Below are 15,019 nucleotides of genomic sequence, written 5' to 3' on the forward strand. Positions count from 1 at the left end.
GTGCCCGAGCCTTTTCATTTTTATTTGTGGACCTGAGTTGCAGGCGTTAAATACTGCTACTACTCTTTTATCGCTTCATACTTGGTACGAAGGTTACACACAGCACGCACAGCGTGCGAGAGTCTTTGCATATTGTTCATACTTCCTTCCCCGCTCCAGGCGGGGATTTTTTTCAGCATTAGCCTACCTGACACGGAACCAGATGGCATACATCGCCGGTAAAAACACCAGCGTCATAATGGTGCCGCCCAGCGTCCCGCCAATCAGCGTGTAAGCCAGCGTGCCCCAGAACACGGAGTGCGTCAGTGGAATAAATGCCAGAATCGCCGCTAGCGCTGTCAGCAGAACCGGCCGGGCGCGCTGCACCGTTGCCTCAACGATAGCCTTGAAAGGATCGTGGCCTTCCCGCTCATTTTGATGGATTTGTCCGATCAGGATCAGCGTATTACGCATCAGAATCCCTGACAGCGCGATCAGCCCAACCAGTGCATTGATGCCAAAGGGCTGCTGGAATAGCAGCAGCATGGGCACAACGCCAACCAGCCCGAGGGGCGCGGTCAGAAAAACCATCACCATCGCTGCCATGGAACGCACCTGCAGGATGATGATCAGCAGCGTCAGGGCAATCATAATTGGGAACAGCGGCAGCATCGCTTTGGTCGCTTTACCCGACTCCTCAATCGAGCCCGCCTGTTCAATACGGTACCCCGGCGGCAGTGACGCGATTAATGGCTGAAGTTCCCGGCTCAACGCACTTGAGACATCCGGTGGCTGCAATCCGTCAGCAATATCGCCGCGCACCGTTATGGTTGGCGTTCTGTCGCGGCGGCGCAGCAGCGGATCTTCCATGCGGATGTCGATTTCACCGAGTTGCGAGAGTGGAATGCGCTGCCCATCGGCTCCGGCTAGCGTCAGAGCGTCAAGGCGCGCGGGATCGAGGCGCACCTCTCCGGCTGCACGACCAACCACTTCCACAGATCGGATATCTTCACGAATCGCCGTGATCGATGCCCCGCTTAGCAGGAACTGCAGTTGACGAGCCGCTCCGGCAGCCGTTAGCCCCATCGCCTGCAGCCGATCCTGATCCAGCCTGAAATGCATTACCGGTACACGTGAACCCCAGTCGGTGTTGACGGTGCGCATCATCGGGCTGGCCTGCATCAGTACTTTCACTTTCGCGGCCAGCTGGCGCAGTACGTCTGGATCGGGACCCATCACCCGGTAAGCGACCGGATAAGGCGAATAGGGACCGAAAACCAGCTGTGTTACGCGCACCTGCGCTTCAGGCGCGAGCCCATCTGCTGCCGCTTCTCGCAGACGCTGCTTCAGCGCATCGCGATCGTGCTCGCCGTTGGTCAGCACCACGATTTTGGCAAAAGAGGGATCCGGCAATTCCGGGGCCATCGCCAGATAAAAACGCGGCGCGCCCTGCCCGATATACGCGGTTACCGTGCGGGTTTCTTTTTGCTTTTTCAGCCAGTGCTCAATTCGCGCCGTGGTCTGGCTGGTCTGCTCTATTGAGGTGCCGTAAGGCATTTGCACTTCAACCAGCACCTCAGGACGATCGGAGGTTGGGAAGAACTGTTTTTTCACCAGCCCCATGCCAATGATCGCCAGCACAAAGCAGCCAATCACCGCGCCTGCCACCCACCACTTATGCGCGATGACTTTGGTTAGCAGCCGTCTAAAGCGATTGTAGTGGCGGGTGTTATAGATTGCCGCGTGGCCACCGACTACCGGCTTGATGTCGGGCAGCATCTTCACGCCCAGATAAGGGGTAAACAATACTGCCACCACCCACGAGGCAATCAGGGCAATCCCCACTATCCAGAACATATTGCTGGTGTATTCACCGGCGGTGGACTGCGCAAAGCCGTTGGGCATGAAGCCGATCGCGGTTACCAGCGTGCCGGCCAGCATCGGCGCGGCTGTATGGCTCCAGGCGTAGGCCGATGCTTTGATGCGGTCATAGCCCTCTTCCATTTTCACCACCATCATCTCTATCGCAATGATGGCGTCATCAACCAGTAAACCCAGTGCGAGGATAAGTGAACCCAGCGTGATGCGGTCAAAGTTTTTTCCCGTGGCGGCCATCACCACAAATACCACGGCAAGCGTCAGCGGAACCGCGGCAGCAACCACGATGCCAACGCGCCAGCCCATGCTGACAAAGCACACCACCATCACCACCAGCAGAGCCACGAAGAACTTCACCATGAACTCATCGACAGCCGAACTGATGTTAACCGCCTGGTCGGAAACGTTGGTGAGCGTCATGCCCAGCGGCATGTCACTATTTATATTTCGGACCTCTTGTTCCAGCGCTTTACCCAGCTCAAGACCGTTCCAGCCTTCCCTCATTACCACGCTCAACATCAGTGCAGGTTCACCCTCATTACGGATGAGAAAATCGGGCGGATCGACATAGCCACGTTCGACCTTGGCCACGTCGACAAGCCGTAGCGTGTGATTACCGGAGACGACCGGCGTGTTGCGGATTTTTTCGAGCGTATCCAGCGCACCGTCAAGGCGGATAAACACCTCGGGCCCGCGCGTTTGTATCGAACCGGCGGGTGACAGGGCATTTTGCCCGTTCAGGGCGTTAAATATCTGTTCCGGTGTAATGCCCAGCGTAGCGAGGCGATCGCTGGAAAAGGAGACATAAATACGTTCTGCCTGCTCGCCGGTAATGGTAACTTTTTTTACGCCCGCAACGTGTAGCAGCTGCTGGCGGAGTTTTTCGGCATCACGAGACAGAAATCGCTGCGGTTCACCCTTTGCTTTCAGTGCATAGAGGGCAAAAACCACATCCGAGAATTCATCGTTAACCATCGGCCCGATCACACCTGCCGGCAGGTTGCGCGCCTCATCGCTGAGCTTTTTGCGTGCCTGGTAAAACTGCTCCTGCACTTCAGAAGGTGGCGTGCTGTCCTGTAGGGAAAGCATGGTGTATGCCATTCCGGGACGAGTATAGGTCTCGGTGCGGTCATACCACTTCAGCTCCTGCAGCCGCTTCTCCAGCGGCTCAGCCACCTGATCCTGCATCTCCTGCGCGGTGGCGCCAGGCCAGGCGGTGATCACCGTCAACTGCTTGACGGTAAACGGGGGATCTTCCGCTCTTCCCAGCCCCAGAAAAGCCACTATGCCGGCAACCGTAACGAGAATGATCAGGAACAGCGTGACCGATCGTTCACGCACCGCCAGCGCCGAGAGGTTAAAGCGATTGCGGCTCATGGCTCGGCTCCTTGCGCCCCAGGCATTACGATGCGGACGGCTTCACCTTCATGCAGCAGGTGTGCGCCCAGCGCGGCCACCTGTTCCCCGCTCTGAAGCGGACCCGACACGCGCGCACTGTCGTCGCTGATACCGAGCAGCGTCACGGCCCGCCAGGTGACTTTGGCGGGTTTGCCTTCCACCAGCCAGACGCCAGCACCGCGTCCCGCATCCCACACTGCACTGAGCGGTACTGACCAGGATTCTTGCGTCGCCGCAGATTCCGGGATACGCAGGGTTACGGTTGAACCCAGCGGAGCACCGGCTGCGGCACCGCTCAGCACATAGCGTGCTTCGTAGGTGCGGGTTGCTGCATCCGCCGAGTCTGACAACTCGCGCAGCCTGGCATCATTCTCGATCCCACTGCCATACAGGATGGCTGTGGCCGGCGATCCCACCTGCGGGCGCAATGTCTCCGGCAGACTGACCATCGCCTCACGCTGACCAGCGCGGGCGAGGCGCACAACCGTTTGACCGGCGCTAACCACCTGGCCTGGGTCGGCCAACGTATCCACCACCACGCCATCGGCATCAGCACTCAGTACGGCATATTCCGAGGCGTTGAGCGCCACGCGTGCCTGCGCCTGCGCGGCGCTCAGATCGGCACGCGCGGCATCTGCCGCTGCACGAATTTGACTGTAAGAGGATGCAGAGACCGCGCCAGAACCCACCAATCCACGATAGCGTTTCTCATCATCGCCGGTCTGGCGCGCGCGTGCCTGGGCGGCGTTTACCGCACCCTCCGCAGCGCGGACCTGCAGCGCGAGATCAGCGGGATCGAGCCTCATCAGCAGCTGGCCGCGTTTGACGCTTTGCCCCTTATCAACCAGACGCTCAAGCACCTTGCCCGACACGCGAAAACCCAGGTCGCTCTGAAAACGTGCGGCCACAATGCCGGTAAAAACGCGAGATTGACCCGCCGCAGGCTCGACGGTCGCCGTCCTGATGAGTGGCGGCCGGGAGCGCGGATCGTCAGCGGCTGATAGAGGTTCGCCGCAACCAGTCAGAATGACCGGCAGCAGGCAGATGACGGACAACAAAGGGAGATGCCGGAGCATGGGTTACCTTACTCAAGGGAAGTATGAGGACGCCATTCTCTGACTAGTGACCAATTATGTCAATGGTCACAAACTACGGAGCGAGACTTCTAAGTACTAATGCAGCCAATTGGTTTGCATCTTCTCCGGCCGTATCAAGTGAGGATTGCAATTGAAGTGGATCGGCAAGAGGTCTGAGTACCAGATAGACGGCGGCGGCCGTTTCATCCAGCGGCGTTTTACGCTCAAATTCCCCGGCAGTGCGTCCTGCGCGCAGGATGGCGAGCACGATTTCACGCAGGGAATCCTCATATTGCACAGCAGCAGGCCAGTGCTCACGCGAGGAAGCGGCGGCGATGTCATACAGCCGACGTTCGCGGAAGAACAGCTCGCAGCCTGCCACAGCAAGCGTCTGAAACAGCTGCTTTATTTTTTCCGTGGCGGAAGGTGACTTCTCCAGCGCAGCGTTCAGCCTTTCCGTGATATCCGTAAGGCAATTGGCGCAGATGACTTCACCGATTTCCTGCTTAGAACCGAAAAACTTGTAAATGTAGGCTTTTGAGAAGCCGATTGATCGCGCGAGATCGGATACGGTGGTTTTCTCAAAGCCGTAGTGGCTAAAGTATTCCATGGCGGCAGCCACAATCTGATCGCGGATGGTGTGGTCGGAAGGCCCACGCGTGGCGGCGGTAGTTTTTTTCTCTGTCATATTTCAACTTTGCTCGGTGAGCTGATGTAAACGATGAGTGACCAGTGGATATTTTGGTCACAATTTCTCATCGCTTCAAGGCCTGATTGCTATCATCACAATCTCAGCGGAATCTCTGAAAAACCGCTTTCGGTAATGTCGTGCGCCCTGCCCGACATAACGCTGGCGTAAATTGGCCGGGCTGCGGGAATTATCATCTACGCTTCTTAAGTGAAATTTAACTTTTACCCGGAGAACGTAGTGCCAACTTTGAATTCCAGTCCTCAATCCGATCTGAAACGTTCATTCATAGCCACCCTTCCACTGGGAATCGGTATGATGGCGGCAATTGATGAAGTGGTATTTCATCAGATTCTGGCCTGGCATCACTTCTTTGACTGGGGCACACCCGCGTTTAGCCTGCTTTCAGATGGATTATTGCACGCAGGCGAGCTGATTCTTTTCGTGCTTGGTTTTTTCATGTTTGCGGACCTGCGAAGCCGTGGAAAACTCAACCGCACGGCAGCATGGGCAGGATTCATTGTGGGGTTGGGTGCGTTTCAACTGTTTGATGGAATTGTTGATCACAAGCTGCTCAGGCTGCATCAGATCCGCTATGTTGATAACGTGCTGCTTTATGACCTCATCTGGAATCTGTCTGCTGTGCTGTTATTGGTGGCAGGCTTGCTGATTTATCGTCACGCGCGGTCTGCTCTATCCGCTAAAACGGAAGTTTGATCCGTGGATCCCATGATGCATCCTGCGGCGATGCCCCATTCAGTCGCGCTATTTACTCTTCTGATCATAGCTCCGGCTGTCATCCTCTTTTTTTATTTGATCGCCGCTGTCCGTTTACGGCGGGTTGCCCACTGGAGCGCCTGGCGCATGGCCAGCTTCACCGCCGGCATCGTCACGATCGTGGCATCCATGCTGCCGCCTTTGGCTAACTGGGCGCATCATGACTTACGCGGTCATATGTTGCAGCATCTGTTACTTGGTATGTTTGGACCTCTCGGATTGGTATTTGGGGCGCCCGGCTCACTGATATTACGCACTCTATCCGCACGGTGGGCGCGCGCTATGATGACTATTCTCCGCACCCGCCCGATACGCTTTTTAATCCATCCATTTACCGCTGCTTCGCTGGATATTGGCGGGATGTATCTTCTTTATCTCACTCCGTTATATGCGTTGAGCATGGCCATTCCTGCCCTGTTTATTTTCCTGCATCTGCATTTTGTCCTCTCCGGCTACCTGTTTACCTGGTCTGTTGCCGGGCCCGATCCCGCGCCTCACCGTCCATCGAGAACTGTGCGTCTGGCGGCAATTTTTTTTGCTACGACCGCTCACGCTATTCTTGCGAAGTTGATGTACGGCTTCGGATACCCACGTGGAACCTTAGCCAGCGCTGAAGAAATTCAGCAGGCTGCGCAGTGGATGTATTACGGCGGAGATATTGCCGAGTTTTGCATTATCGTCGGCTTTTTTGCCGCGTGGTTCCGGCAACGCAGCACGCTGCCAGAAATGCTGGCGGGGAAATAATGACCATTTCATGGCAAAATTATTTGCCAACATAAGAAGTAATAACATTTGTAGGTAAGACGTGGTTACCGTAATCAATAATGTGGCTATCATTGCCCCTTTGAACACCCGCTGGCTCCAAAGGACTGTCTGCTGCTATGCCTGTAAACTTTGACCTTAACGATCTTTATGCCTTCCGTGCGCTGGTTGAATACAGTAATTTTCGGCTTGCCGCTGAGTCCATCTGCCTTTCACAGTCAGCATTGAGTCGTAGGATAGAAAAGCTAGAATCCGCGTTAGGGATTAAGTTGTTCGACAGAACGACCCGGCGTGTCACGTTGACACTATATGGACGGACCTTTGCTGAACGCTCAGATCAGCTGCTGGCGAATGTTGAACTGGTATTAGCGGATATTAATAAGGTGAGTCAGGATCGTGTAGGGCTGGTCACCGTTGCCACTGTGCCCTCGGCAGCCTACTATTTTATGCCCGATGTTATCCGCCGTTTCCAGACACGCTATCCACGAGTGCGTGTGAAAATCATTGATAGTAGCGCTGGAAACGTCATTGAAGCAGTGGCCAGTGGTCAGGCAGACTTCGGCATCTGTTTTGCCAGGGATCTGCAAACCACTATCGAATTTATACCCTTGACGAGCGATGTCTACGTGGCGGCCTGCAGGCGGGATCATCCATTAGCCAATAAAAAAAACCTGACCTGGCGAGAGTTTTATCAGCAGGATTACATTGAGCTGGATAAGACCTCCGGTAACCGCCATCTACTTGATAAGATGCTGGATCACATCGTTCCTGAGCGCCCCAGTATCTGCGAAACCCGTCATGTGACCACCATGCTAGGTATGGTTGAAGCGGGTATCGGCATGGCTGCCGTACCCGCTATGTCGATGCCGATGTCAGAGCATTCAGTACTCACACACCTTTCACTCACTGAGCCGGTGGTAAAGCGTACGGTTGGCCTGATCAGGCGCAGTGGCCGTATGCAATCCTACATTGCAGCTGAGTTAGAGAAGTTGATCACTGAACAGTATCGTGTTGTTTAACCGGCAGTTCAGCCGTCACCGATCGCAATCCGGTAGCGCGCACAGTATCTTGCGCCTCAGCCGAAGAGAGGAAGTTGAGTAACGCTTTGCCCTCCTGCCCGTTTGTTGCTTTGGCGGTCACCGCACCGGCAAAACGGGTAACGTATTGCACATCTTCAGGCAGTTCACCCACAAAGGTGACGCCCGGTACGGGTAGCAATTCACTCACTTGCTGGAAACCGACGGCATAATTGCCTTTAGCCACTTCGGATGCCACCGGAATGCGCTCTATCCTATGCGCTTTTGTTTTTACCTGGTCTTCTATACCCAGCTTTTTAAACAGTTGGCTGCTGACATAGCGGCCGCTGGCACTGTCAGAATAAGCAATAGATTTGGCCTGCAAAAGGGCATTACGCAGATCTGTATCCGTTTTAATATTTAGTTTAGGCTCACCTTCTTTAACGACCATACCAATTGAAGAGTCGGCTAGCTCAACGCGCGAACCCGGCTGAAGCCAGTTATCCTTCTCCAGGTTTTTCAGCGCATCACCGACCATAATCACCACATCCGCCTTCTCCCCGCGCGCCAGGCGCGCAGGAATCGCCTGAGGCGTTCTCCCCATCGAGGGGCCAGAGATCAAAATGATCTTGTCGCCGCTTTTTGCTTCAAATTGTGGGGCCAGTTTTTCCAGCGCCGCTTTAAATCCGCCCGAAATCATAACGGTGACATCTTTGGCCGCCGCTGAAAAACTAACGGAACTCACTAACAGCGTAATGAGAAGTGAACGATGTATTTTTTGCATGATGTTATTCCTGAACTAACCAGCGGTTTGAAGTGATAACGCGCTGCGACGGTATAAATAGAGGGTGGCCAGTAATGCACAAATCGCAGCAAAGCTCATCCAGTAGCCGGGTGAAGCTTTATCGCCGGTGTACTCAATCAGTGCAGTTGAAATGACTGGCGTAAATCCACCGAAAATAGCCGTAGCCAGACTGTAGGCCAGAGAGAAGCCTGCAACTCGCACTTCTACCGGCATAATCTCTGTTAATGCCGGGATCATGGCGCCGTTATACAGACCGTAAAGGAAGGAGAGCCACAACAGCACTGTCAGCATCATGGAAAAGCTGGGTGCTTCAGCAAGCAGGTTAAGTGCCGGATAAGCAGTCATCAGCGCTAACATCGCCATGGTCACCAATACAGGCTTACGGCCATAGCGGTCTGACAGGGCTCCCCCAACCGGTAGCCAAAAGAAGTTTGATACCGCAACCAGCAGAGTCACCAGCAGGCTGTCAGAAGCGCTCAGCATCAGCACCTTTTTACCAAAGGTAGGGGCATATACGGTGATCAGATAAAACGCGGTGGTGGTCATGGCGACCATCAACATTCCGGCGATAACCACCTGCCAGTTTGCTAACAGCGTTTTAAACACGTCACGCATCGCCAGGTGGTTGCGGCGAGCAGTGAACGCTTCGGTCTCTTCCAGTTTACGGCGCAGAACAAAAATGAACGGAACAATCAGGCAGCCGAACAGGAAAGGCAAACGCCATCCCCACTCGCGAAGGGTGCTTTCTTCCATGGCCGCATTCAGTGCGAAGCCCATGGCCGCTGCCACCATAATGGCCACTTGCTGGCTGCCAGATTGCCAACTGGTGTAAAAACCTTTACGGCCGGGCGTGGCAATTTCTGCCAGATAGACGGATACGCCGCCTAACTCTGCGCCCGCTGAGAAGCCTTGCAATAAGCGACCACATAGCACTAAAAAGGGTGCCCAGAGCCCAATCGTTTGATAAGACGGAATGAGAACAATCAGGAATGTCCCCGCCGCCATGATCGACAAGGTAACAATGAGCCCTTTACGTCTGCCAACTTTATCAATATACGCGCCCAGCACAATCGCGCCGACCGGACGCATTAAAAACCCTGCGCCAAAGACCGCAAAGGTCATCATCAGCGAAGCAAATTCACTGCTGGCCGGAAAGAAAGTATGGGCGATATAAGTGGCATAAAACCCGAAAAGGAAAAAATCGAATTGTTCCAGAAAGTTGCCAGAAGTCACCCGCAGTATCGCACTGCATCGGGTTCGGGCCGTCATGGGTAGGTTAGAGGAATGCATGTTTATCTCCAGTTTGTCATTAGCGCTTTTACAGCGCCTGCTTCTGCAGACTGGATGAGCAAAACAAACTATATAAGCGCAATAAACTCATGGGTTGATGCGTTTGATGCATTAATCTGCGTTAACAAATTCATTAACAAGCTGCAACGGGCCTTTAACAGCCCCTTACTTCTTAGCGTTACTTTTTGAGGGCTAAAAACGTCATACGTATTTTGTGACAAGGCTCATATCTGGTGAGGATGAAAATGACGGCGGTCGGGAAACGTCGTTTTCGGAATCTTAAAATCGCCAGGAATGCGCTGCTGTTCACATTCCGTGCAAATAAAATTTCTGGCACCGCCTTCTTCGCTGCAAGAAAGATACGACGCGGTCAAATATTTCTCTTTTGTTGCTTTATTGGAAATAAATTGTTAATAGAAACACCCCATCACCTCTGAAATTCGGGATGCCGGGAAAGGAAGGAGTGTTTATTTACTTTTTATTAACATAAGTAAGCTTTAAATTTAACAAAAATGGGCATCGTTCACATTCTGATCACAATCATGCGAAAACCGGTGTCTCCTTCAGTTAATCTCTGAGTGTGAATTGAATACCAACCGTCCGCTCCCTACTGCAAAACATCATAAGAAAGGTATCGCAATGAAATTTAACCTCGCATTAGTCAGTGCATGTGTGGTTTCAGCATGCATGTTATTCACAACACCCTCTTTCGCCGCTAAGCCTTACGATATTGCCGTGGTCGCCAAAGTCACCGGCATTCCATGGTTTACCCGCATGGAAGTCGGCGTGAAAGAAGCCGCGCAAAAACTGGATGTCAACGCTTATCAAGTCGGCGGCTCCACTCCAGACCCGGCCCAGCAAGTCAAAGTGATTGAAGATTTGATTGCTAAAAAAGTCGACGCCATCATCGTGGTGCCAAACGATGCCAAAGTATTGGAGCCGGTATTAAAGAAAGCGCGTGACCAGGGCATCGTGGTATTAACCCATGAATCGCCGGACCAGCAAATTGGTCAATGGGATATCGAAACCATCGACAGCCAGAAATATGCTGAAGCCAATATGGACGAACTGGCAAAAGATATGGGTAGCAAAGGAGGGTACGCCATTTATGTTGGATCCCTGACTGTGCCGCTGCATAACGCGTGGGCGGATGCTGCGATCAAATATCAGAAAGAAAAGTACCCGGATATGCATGAAGTAACGTCTCGCCTGCCGGTGGCGGAAAATATTGATAAGTCATACTCGACCACGTTGGATTTAATGAAGACCTATCCCGACCTGAAAGGGATTATCGGTTTCGGTTCGCTCGGCCCGATTGGTGCGGGTCAGGCGGTTCAACAGAAACGCGCTAAAAATAAAATCGCCGTTGTTGGTATCGCTATGCCCGCTCAAGCTGCTCCGTATTTAATGCGCGGTGATATTAAGAAAGCGCTGCTGTGGGATCCGAAAGATGCCGGCTATGCCTTAGTAACGGTTGCTGATCAGCTATTGCAGGGTAAAGAAGTCACCAAAGATCTGACTATCGAAGGGCTGGGGAAAGCCGACGTAGATATGGATAAAAAAGTCATTCGCTTTAATAAAATTCTGGAAGTGACACCAGAGAATGCGAAATCACTTGGATTCTGATCAGGCTTTTTAATTCAGGTATATTCCGGAGACAGATTATCTCCAGCGCCACACCAGGCTAAGAGAAATAAATACGGCGTTGTATGTTGTGCCGTATTTAGATCTCGACTCAGACATGAAAATTTATACCCAAAATAATTCCAGCCAGGGCAAAGTTGCCAATGAGAAAATGTAACTCATTGATTCAATTAAAACTGTGCAGCCAACGCCCACTGGAATTATAAAGGATATGCTTAAGGATCGGTGATGAATACGCTTAATACGTCCCCTGCCCCTTATGAGGCCTTTATCAGCCTTGAAAGAATCAGTAAAGAATTTCCCGGCGTACTAGCATTAGACAATGTCAGCCTGACGTTAAATAAAGGCGAAGTTCATTGCCTTGCTGGTCAAAATGGCTGTGGCAAAAGTACCATCATTAAAGTCATTTCTGGTGTTTATCAGCCGGAAAAAGGCGCGGCCATTACGCTGGACGGAAAACTATTTCATACTCTTACGCCCCAGCTCTCTTCGTATTACGGCATTCAGGTTATTTATCAGGATTTGTCTTTATTTCCCAATCTGTCGGTAGCCGAAAATATTGCCATTCACCGTTATTTACCAGGCGGAGATTTTTGGGTACATCGCGAGGCAATGCGCAAAAAAGCGGTGGCAGCGATGCAACGGGTCGGAGTCTCTCTGGATCCGGATCGTAAAGTCGAAAAGCTGTCGATCGCCGATCGCCAATTAGTCGCCATATGCCGCGCTATCGCCGCTGACGCCAGTTTAGTGATTATGGATGAACCGACCGCATCGCTGACTCGTACTGAAGTGAATGGTCTGTTGCGCGTGGTGAATGAGCTCAAATCCGCCGGTATCTGCGTGGTGTTTGTCAGCCACCGTCTTGATGAGGTGATGGAAGTGGCCGATCGCATCAGCGTGATGCGCGACGGCAAACTGGTTGGCACCTATCCGGCCAGCGAACTCGACAGTAATGAACTGGCGTTCCTGATGACCGGACAACGTTTTACCTACAGTCATCTGCCGCATCGTGCGCCAGCCAACGTAACGCCACTCCTTGAAGTCAGCCAACTAAGCCGCAAAGGTCAGTATCAGAATATTTCAGTGGCGCTGCGCCAGGGTGAAATCACCTCGATTATTGGCCTGCTCGGTTCGGGCCGGACGGAACTCTGTCTGAGCCTGTTCGGCATGAGCCAACCAGATAGCGGAGAAATCCGCGTTAACGGCAATGTGGTGCAATTCCACAGTAACCGCGACGCCATCCGTCACGGCATTGCTTATGTTTCAGAAGACCGTCTGACGCAGGGTCTGATCATGGAGCAATCCATTTATGACAACACGCTGGTGTCCATTTTCGACAAGCTGCACACCGGCGCAGGATTAATGGACCATAAGAAAGCCGCAGCGGTGGTAAGAGACCTAATCCGCGATTTGAACATCAAAGTTTCGGATAGCCAGTTACCCGTTAAAACCCTTTCCGGTGGTAACGCGCAGCGGATCGCCATCGCCAAATGGGTAGCAACGCGACCCCATATTCTGATCCTCGATTCCCCGACCGTCGGCGTAGATATTGCCAACAAAGAGGGAATTTATCGCATCGCACGCGATTTGGCGGAATCTGGCATGGCGGTGCTGATGATTTGCGATGAAATTCCGGAAGCCTATTACAACAGTCATCGCGTGCTGGTGATGCGCAAAGGCGAACTGGTAGCGGAATTCGCGCCGCACCAAAGCAGCGAAGCGCAGATTGCGGAGGTGATTAATGGATAATAAATCTCTGTCGAAACTGTTTTCCCAGCACGAATTCTGGCTGGGATTACTGGTTCTGCTGCTGGTGATTGGCTTAAGCGTCAGCACCAGTGAATTTATGACCCTGGGTAACCTGACTGACGTCGCCACCAGTTACGCCATTCTTGCCATTCTGGCCTGTGGACTGTTTGTGGTGTTAATTGCCGGAGGCATCGACATCTCCTTTCCGGCCATTACCTCAATCGGTCAGTACGTGATGGCCAGTTACATCATCCATCACGGCGGTAGCTTTCCGTTGGCATTTGCCCTGTCGATGGGCAGCGGGTTGCTGCTCGGGCTGGTCAACGGTTTTCTGGTGTACTGGCTACGCGTTCCGGCCATCATTATCACCATTGCCACGTTAAACCTGTTTTACGGTCTGCTGGTGTATGTCACCAATGGCACCTGGTTATACGGGTTTCCCGACTGGTTTATGAACGGTATTAATTGGTTCTCCTTTACCGCCGCCGACGGTTACGACTATGGCCTGACTCTGCCGCTGCTTAGCTTGCTGGGCGTGATCATCGCCACCGGCGTGTTGATGAACCGCACACGCGTGGGGCGCCAGATTTATGCCATGGGCAGCAACCGTGACGCTGCGTCGCGTCTCGGCCTGAACATCCTGCGACTGCATTTTTGTGTATACGGATTTATGGGATTGCTGGCGGGTATAGCGGCCGTGGTTCAGGCGCAAATCACCCAGTCTGTCGCGCCTAATTCCCTGCTGGGTTATGAGCTGACGGTGCTGGCGGCGGTGGTATTAGGCGGCACCAGCATGACCGGTGGCCGTGGCTCGCTGACCGGCACCATTCTAGGGGTAATGCTGCTGGCCTTCCTGCAAAATGGTATGACCTTGCTGAGCATTTCATCTTACTGGCATCAGGTTTTCAGCGGCGTGATCATTCTGGTCAGCATCAGCAGCACCGCATGGAATGAAAAACGCAAACTGGCAAAGGGAATGTGACATGACAACCTTAAACCGCTTCTTTCCTGGCGATCGCATCATCCGCTTGCAGTTATTGATCATCGTCGCCGTTGCCGTGCTGTTCTCGTTCACGCTGGGCGGCAGTTTTTACAGCGTCGGCAATTTCCAGTCGATCTCCTCTCAATTACCGATTCTGGGCATGCTGGCGCTGGGGATGGGTATCACCATGCTCACCGGCGGTATCAATCTTTCGGTCATTGCCGGAGCCAATGCCTGTTCGCTGGCGATGGCGGCCATTCTGGTCGCGCACCCGAACCAGCCAGAATATTTCGCGCTGGCGATGCTCGCGGGTCTGGTCATCGCTGTGCTCATTGGCGCGCTCAATGGCGCACTGATCGCCTATATCGGTGTTTCGCCGATTCTGGCGACCCTCGGTACCATGACGCTGATTGGCGGGCTGAATATTCTGCTAACCAATGGTGCTGTGATTTCCGGTTTCCCGGCAGCCATTCAATATCTCAGCAACGGCAGCCTGCTCGGCATTCCGGTGGCGCTGCTGTTATTCCTGCTGGTGGCGCTGCTGTTGTGGGTGTTACTGGAACATACCACGCTGGGACGCAGCCTCTATCTGATGGGTTCTAACGAACAGGCCACGCGGTTCAGTGGTGTTAACACCCACAAAGTTACCCTCGCGGTGTATGTGCTTTCCGCGCTGCTCGGATGGGGCGCGGCACTGCTGATGATGTCCAAATTCAACTCGGCCAAAGCAGGCTATGGCGACTCCTATTTGCTGGTGACCATTCTGGCTTCTGTACTCGGTGGAATTAATCCCGACGGCGGGTTTGGCCGGGTCATCGGACTGGTACTGGCGTTGATCGTCCTGCAAATGCTCGAGAGCGGCCTTAACCTGATGGGCGTTAGCAGTTATCTGACCATGGCGCTGTGGGGTTGCGTTCTGATCCTGTTTATCGCTCTGCAAAACAGAAAATCATAAGCGAAAGATTTTTACGAAGG

The 15,019-nt window shown here is 53.2% G+C and carries 12 protein-coding genes; 7 read left to right on the top strand and 5 right to left on the bottom strand.

Features of this window, described 5'->3' with window-relative positions:
- Positions 1–183 precede the first annotated feature (183 nt).
- The 3 genes from IB226_RS10725 to IB226_RS10735 form a co-directional block, all read right to left on the bottom strand.
- Positions 184–3,234 carry an efflux RND transporter permease subunit gene (locus tag IB226_RS10725; RefSeq protein ID WP_192235278.1) on the bottom strand — a complete coding sequence of 1,017 codons (3,051 nt, stop codon included), beginning with the start codon at positions 3,232–3,234 and terminating at the stop codon, positions 184–186.
- Positions 3,231–4,331, bottom strand: coding sequence for an efflux RND transporter periplasmic adaptor subunit (locus tag IB226_RS10730; protein ID WP_192235280.1), 1,101 nt, complete (start codon positions 4,329–4,331; stop codon positions 3,231–3,233). Before IB226_RS10730 ends, IB226_RS10725 begins: the two co-directional genes overlap by 4 nt.
- A 73-nt stretch (positions 4,332–4,404) precedes the next feature.
- Positions 4,405–5,019 carry a TetR/AcrR family transcriptional regulator gene (locus tag IB226_RS10735; RefSeq protein ID WP_192235282.1) on the bottom strand — a complete coding sequence of 205 codons (615 nt, stop codon included), beginning with the start codon at positions 5,017–5,019 and terminating at the stop codon, positions 4,405–4,407.
- A 240-nt stretch (positions 5,020–5,259) separates the two neighbouring features.
- Here IB226_RS10735 and IB226_RS10740 point away from each other — a divergent pair, with 240 nt between their 5' ends.
- From IB226_RS10740 to IB226_RS10750, 3 genes are all read left to right on the top strand, one after another.
- Positions 5,260–5,736, top strand: coding sequence for a DUF2243 domain-containing protein (locus tag IB226_RS10740; protein WP_217547842.1), 477 nt, complete (start codon positions 5,260–5,262; stop codon positions 5,734–5,736).
- Positions 5,737–5,748: 12 nt separating this feature from the next.
- Positions 5,749–6,540 carry a cytochrome c oxidase assembly protein gene (locus tag IB226_RS10745; protein ID WP_225608258.1) on the top strand — a complete coding sequence of 264 codons (792 nt, stop codon included), beginning with the start codon at positions 5,749–5,751 and terminating at the stop codon, positions 6,538–6,540.
- A 137-nt stretch (positions 6,541–6,677) separates the two neighbouring features.
- Positions 6,678–7,577, top strand: a complete 900-nt coding sequence (locus IB226_RS10750; RefSeq protein ID WP_110867105.1) for a LysR family transcriptional regulator — start codon at positions 6,678–6,680, stop codon at positions 7,575–7,577.
- Here IB226_RS10750 and IB226_RS10755 read toward each other — a convergent pair.
- Both IB226_RS10755 and IB226_RS10760 read right to left on the bottom strand, forming a co-directional pair.
- Complete coding sequence (locus tag IB226_RS10755; protein ID WP_192235284.1) at positions 7,552–8,358, bottom strand: substrate-binding domain-containing protein; 807 nt, start codon at positions 8,356–8,358, stop codon at positions 7,552–7,554. The genes IB226_RS10750 and IB226_RS10755 overlap by 26 nt on opposite strands.
- A 15-nt stretch (positions 8,359–8,373) precedes the next feature.
- Entirely contained in the window at positions 8,374–9,669 is a 1,296-nt protein-coding gene (locus tag IB226_RS10760; RefSeq protein WP_192235286.1) for an MFS transporter, read from the bottom strand.
- Positions 9,670–10,308: 639 nt separating this feature from the next.
- Here IB226_RS10760 and IB226_RS10765 point away from each other — a divergent pair.
- From IB226_RS10765 to IB226_RS10780, 4 genes are all read left to right on the top strand, one after another.
- On the top strand, positions 10,309–11,295 hold the full coding sequence (locus tag IB226_RS10765) for an autoinducer 2 ABC transporter substrate-binding protein (protein ID WP_192235288.1): 987 nt from the start codon (positions 10,309–10,311) through the stop codon (positions 11,293–11,295).
- 246 nt (positions 11,296–11,541) lie between these two features.
- Complete coding sequence (locus IB226_RS10770; protein ID WP_192235291.1) at positions 11,542–13,062, top strand: sugar ABC transporter ATP-binding protein; 1,521 nt, start codon at positions 11,542–11,544, stop codon at positions 13,060–13,062.
- Positions 13,055–14,044, top strand: a complete 990-nt coding sequence (locus IB226_RS10775) for an ABC transporter permease (protein WP_192235293.1) — start codon at positions 13,055–13,057, stop codon at positions 14,042–14,044. The genes IB226_RS10770 and IB226_RS10775 overlap by 8 nt, the downstream gene beginning before the upstream one ends.
- A 1-nt stretch (position 14,045) precedes the next feature.
- Positions 14,046–14,999: an ABC transporter permease gene (locus tag IB226_RS10780; protein WP_110867099.1), complete on the top strand. Its 954-nt coding sequence runs from the start codon at positions 14,046–14,048 to the stop codon at positions 14,997–14,999.
- The last annotated feature ends 20 nt before the right edge of the window (positions 15,000–15,019 follow it).

Source organism: Pantoea sp. PNT03 (assembly GCF_014852515.1).
Lineage (GTDB): Bacteria > Pseudomonadota > Gammaproteobacteria > Enterobacterales > Enterobacteriaceae > Pantoea > Pantoea leporis.

Excerpts from the sequence above, each read along its gene's own strand:
- IB226_RS10725 (WP_192235278.1), bottom strand. The coding sequence starts at position 3,234 with ATGAGCCGCAATCGCTTTAACCTCTCGGCGCTGGCGGTGCGTGAACGA.
- IB226_RS10730 (WP_192235280.1), bottom strand. The coding sequence starts at position 4,331 with ATGCTCCGGCATCTCCCTTTGTTGTCCGTCATCTGCCTGCTGCCGGTC.
- IB226_RS10735 (WP_192235282.1), bottom strand. The coding sequence starts at position 5,019 with ATGACAGAGAAAAAAACTACCGCCGCCACGCGTGGGCCTTCCGACCAC.
- IB226_RS10745 (WP_225608258.1), top strand. The coding sequence starts at position 5,749 with ATGATGCATCCTGCGGCGATGCCCCATTCAGTCGCGCTATTTACTCTT.
- IB226_RS10750 (WP_110867105.1), top strand. The coding sequence starts at position 6,678 with ATGCCTGTAAACTTTGACCTTAACGATCTTTATGCCTTCCGTGCGCTG.
- IB226_RS10755 (WP_192235284.1), bottom strand. The coding sequence starts at position 8,358 with ATGCAAAAAATACATCGTTCACTTCTCATTACGCTGTTAGTGAGTTCC.
- IB226_RS10760 (WP_192235286.1), bottom strand. The coding sequence starts at position 9,669 with ATGCATTCCTCTAACCTACCCATGACGGCCCGAACCCGATGCAGTGCG.
- IB226_RS10765 (WP_192235288.1), top strand. The coding sequence starts at position 10,309 with ATGAAATTTAACCTCGCATTAGTCAGTGCATGTGTGGTTTCAGCATGC.
- IB226_RS10770 (WP_192235291.1), top strand. The coding sequence starts at position 11,542 with ATGAATACGCTTAATACGTCCCCTGCCCCTTATGAGGCCTTTATCAGC.
- IB226_RS10775 (WP_192235293.1), top strand. The coding sequence starts at position 13,055 with ATGGATAATAAATCTCTGTCGAAACTGTTTTCCCAGCACGAATTCTGG.
- IB226_RS10780 (WP_110867099.1), top strand. The coding sequence starts at position 14,046 with ATGACAACCTTAAACCGCTTCTTTCCTGGCGATCGCATCATCCGCTTG.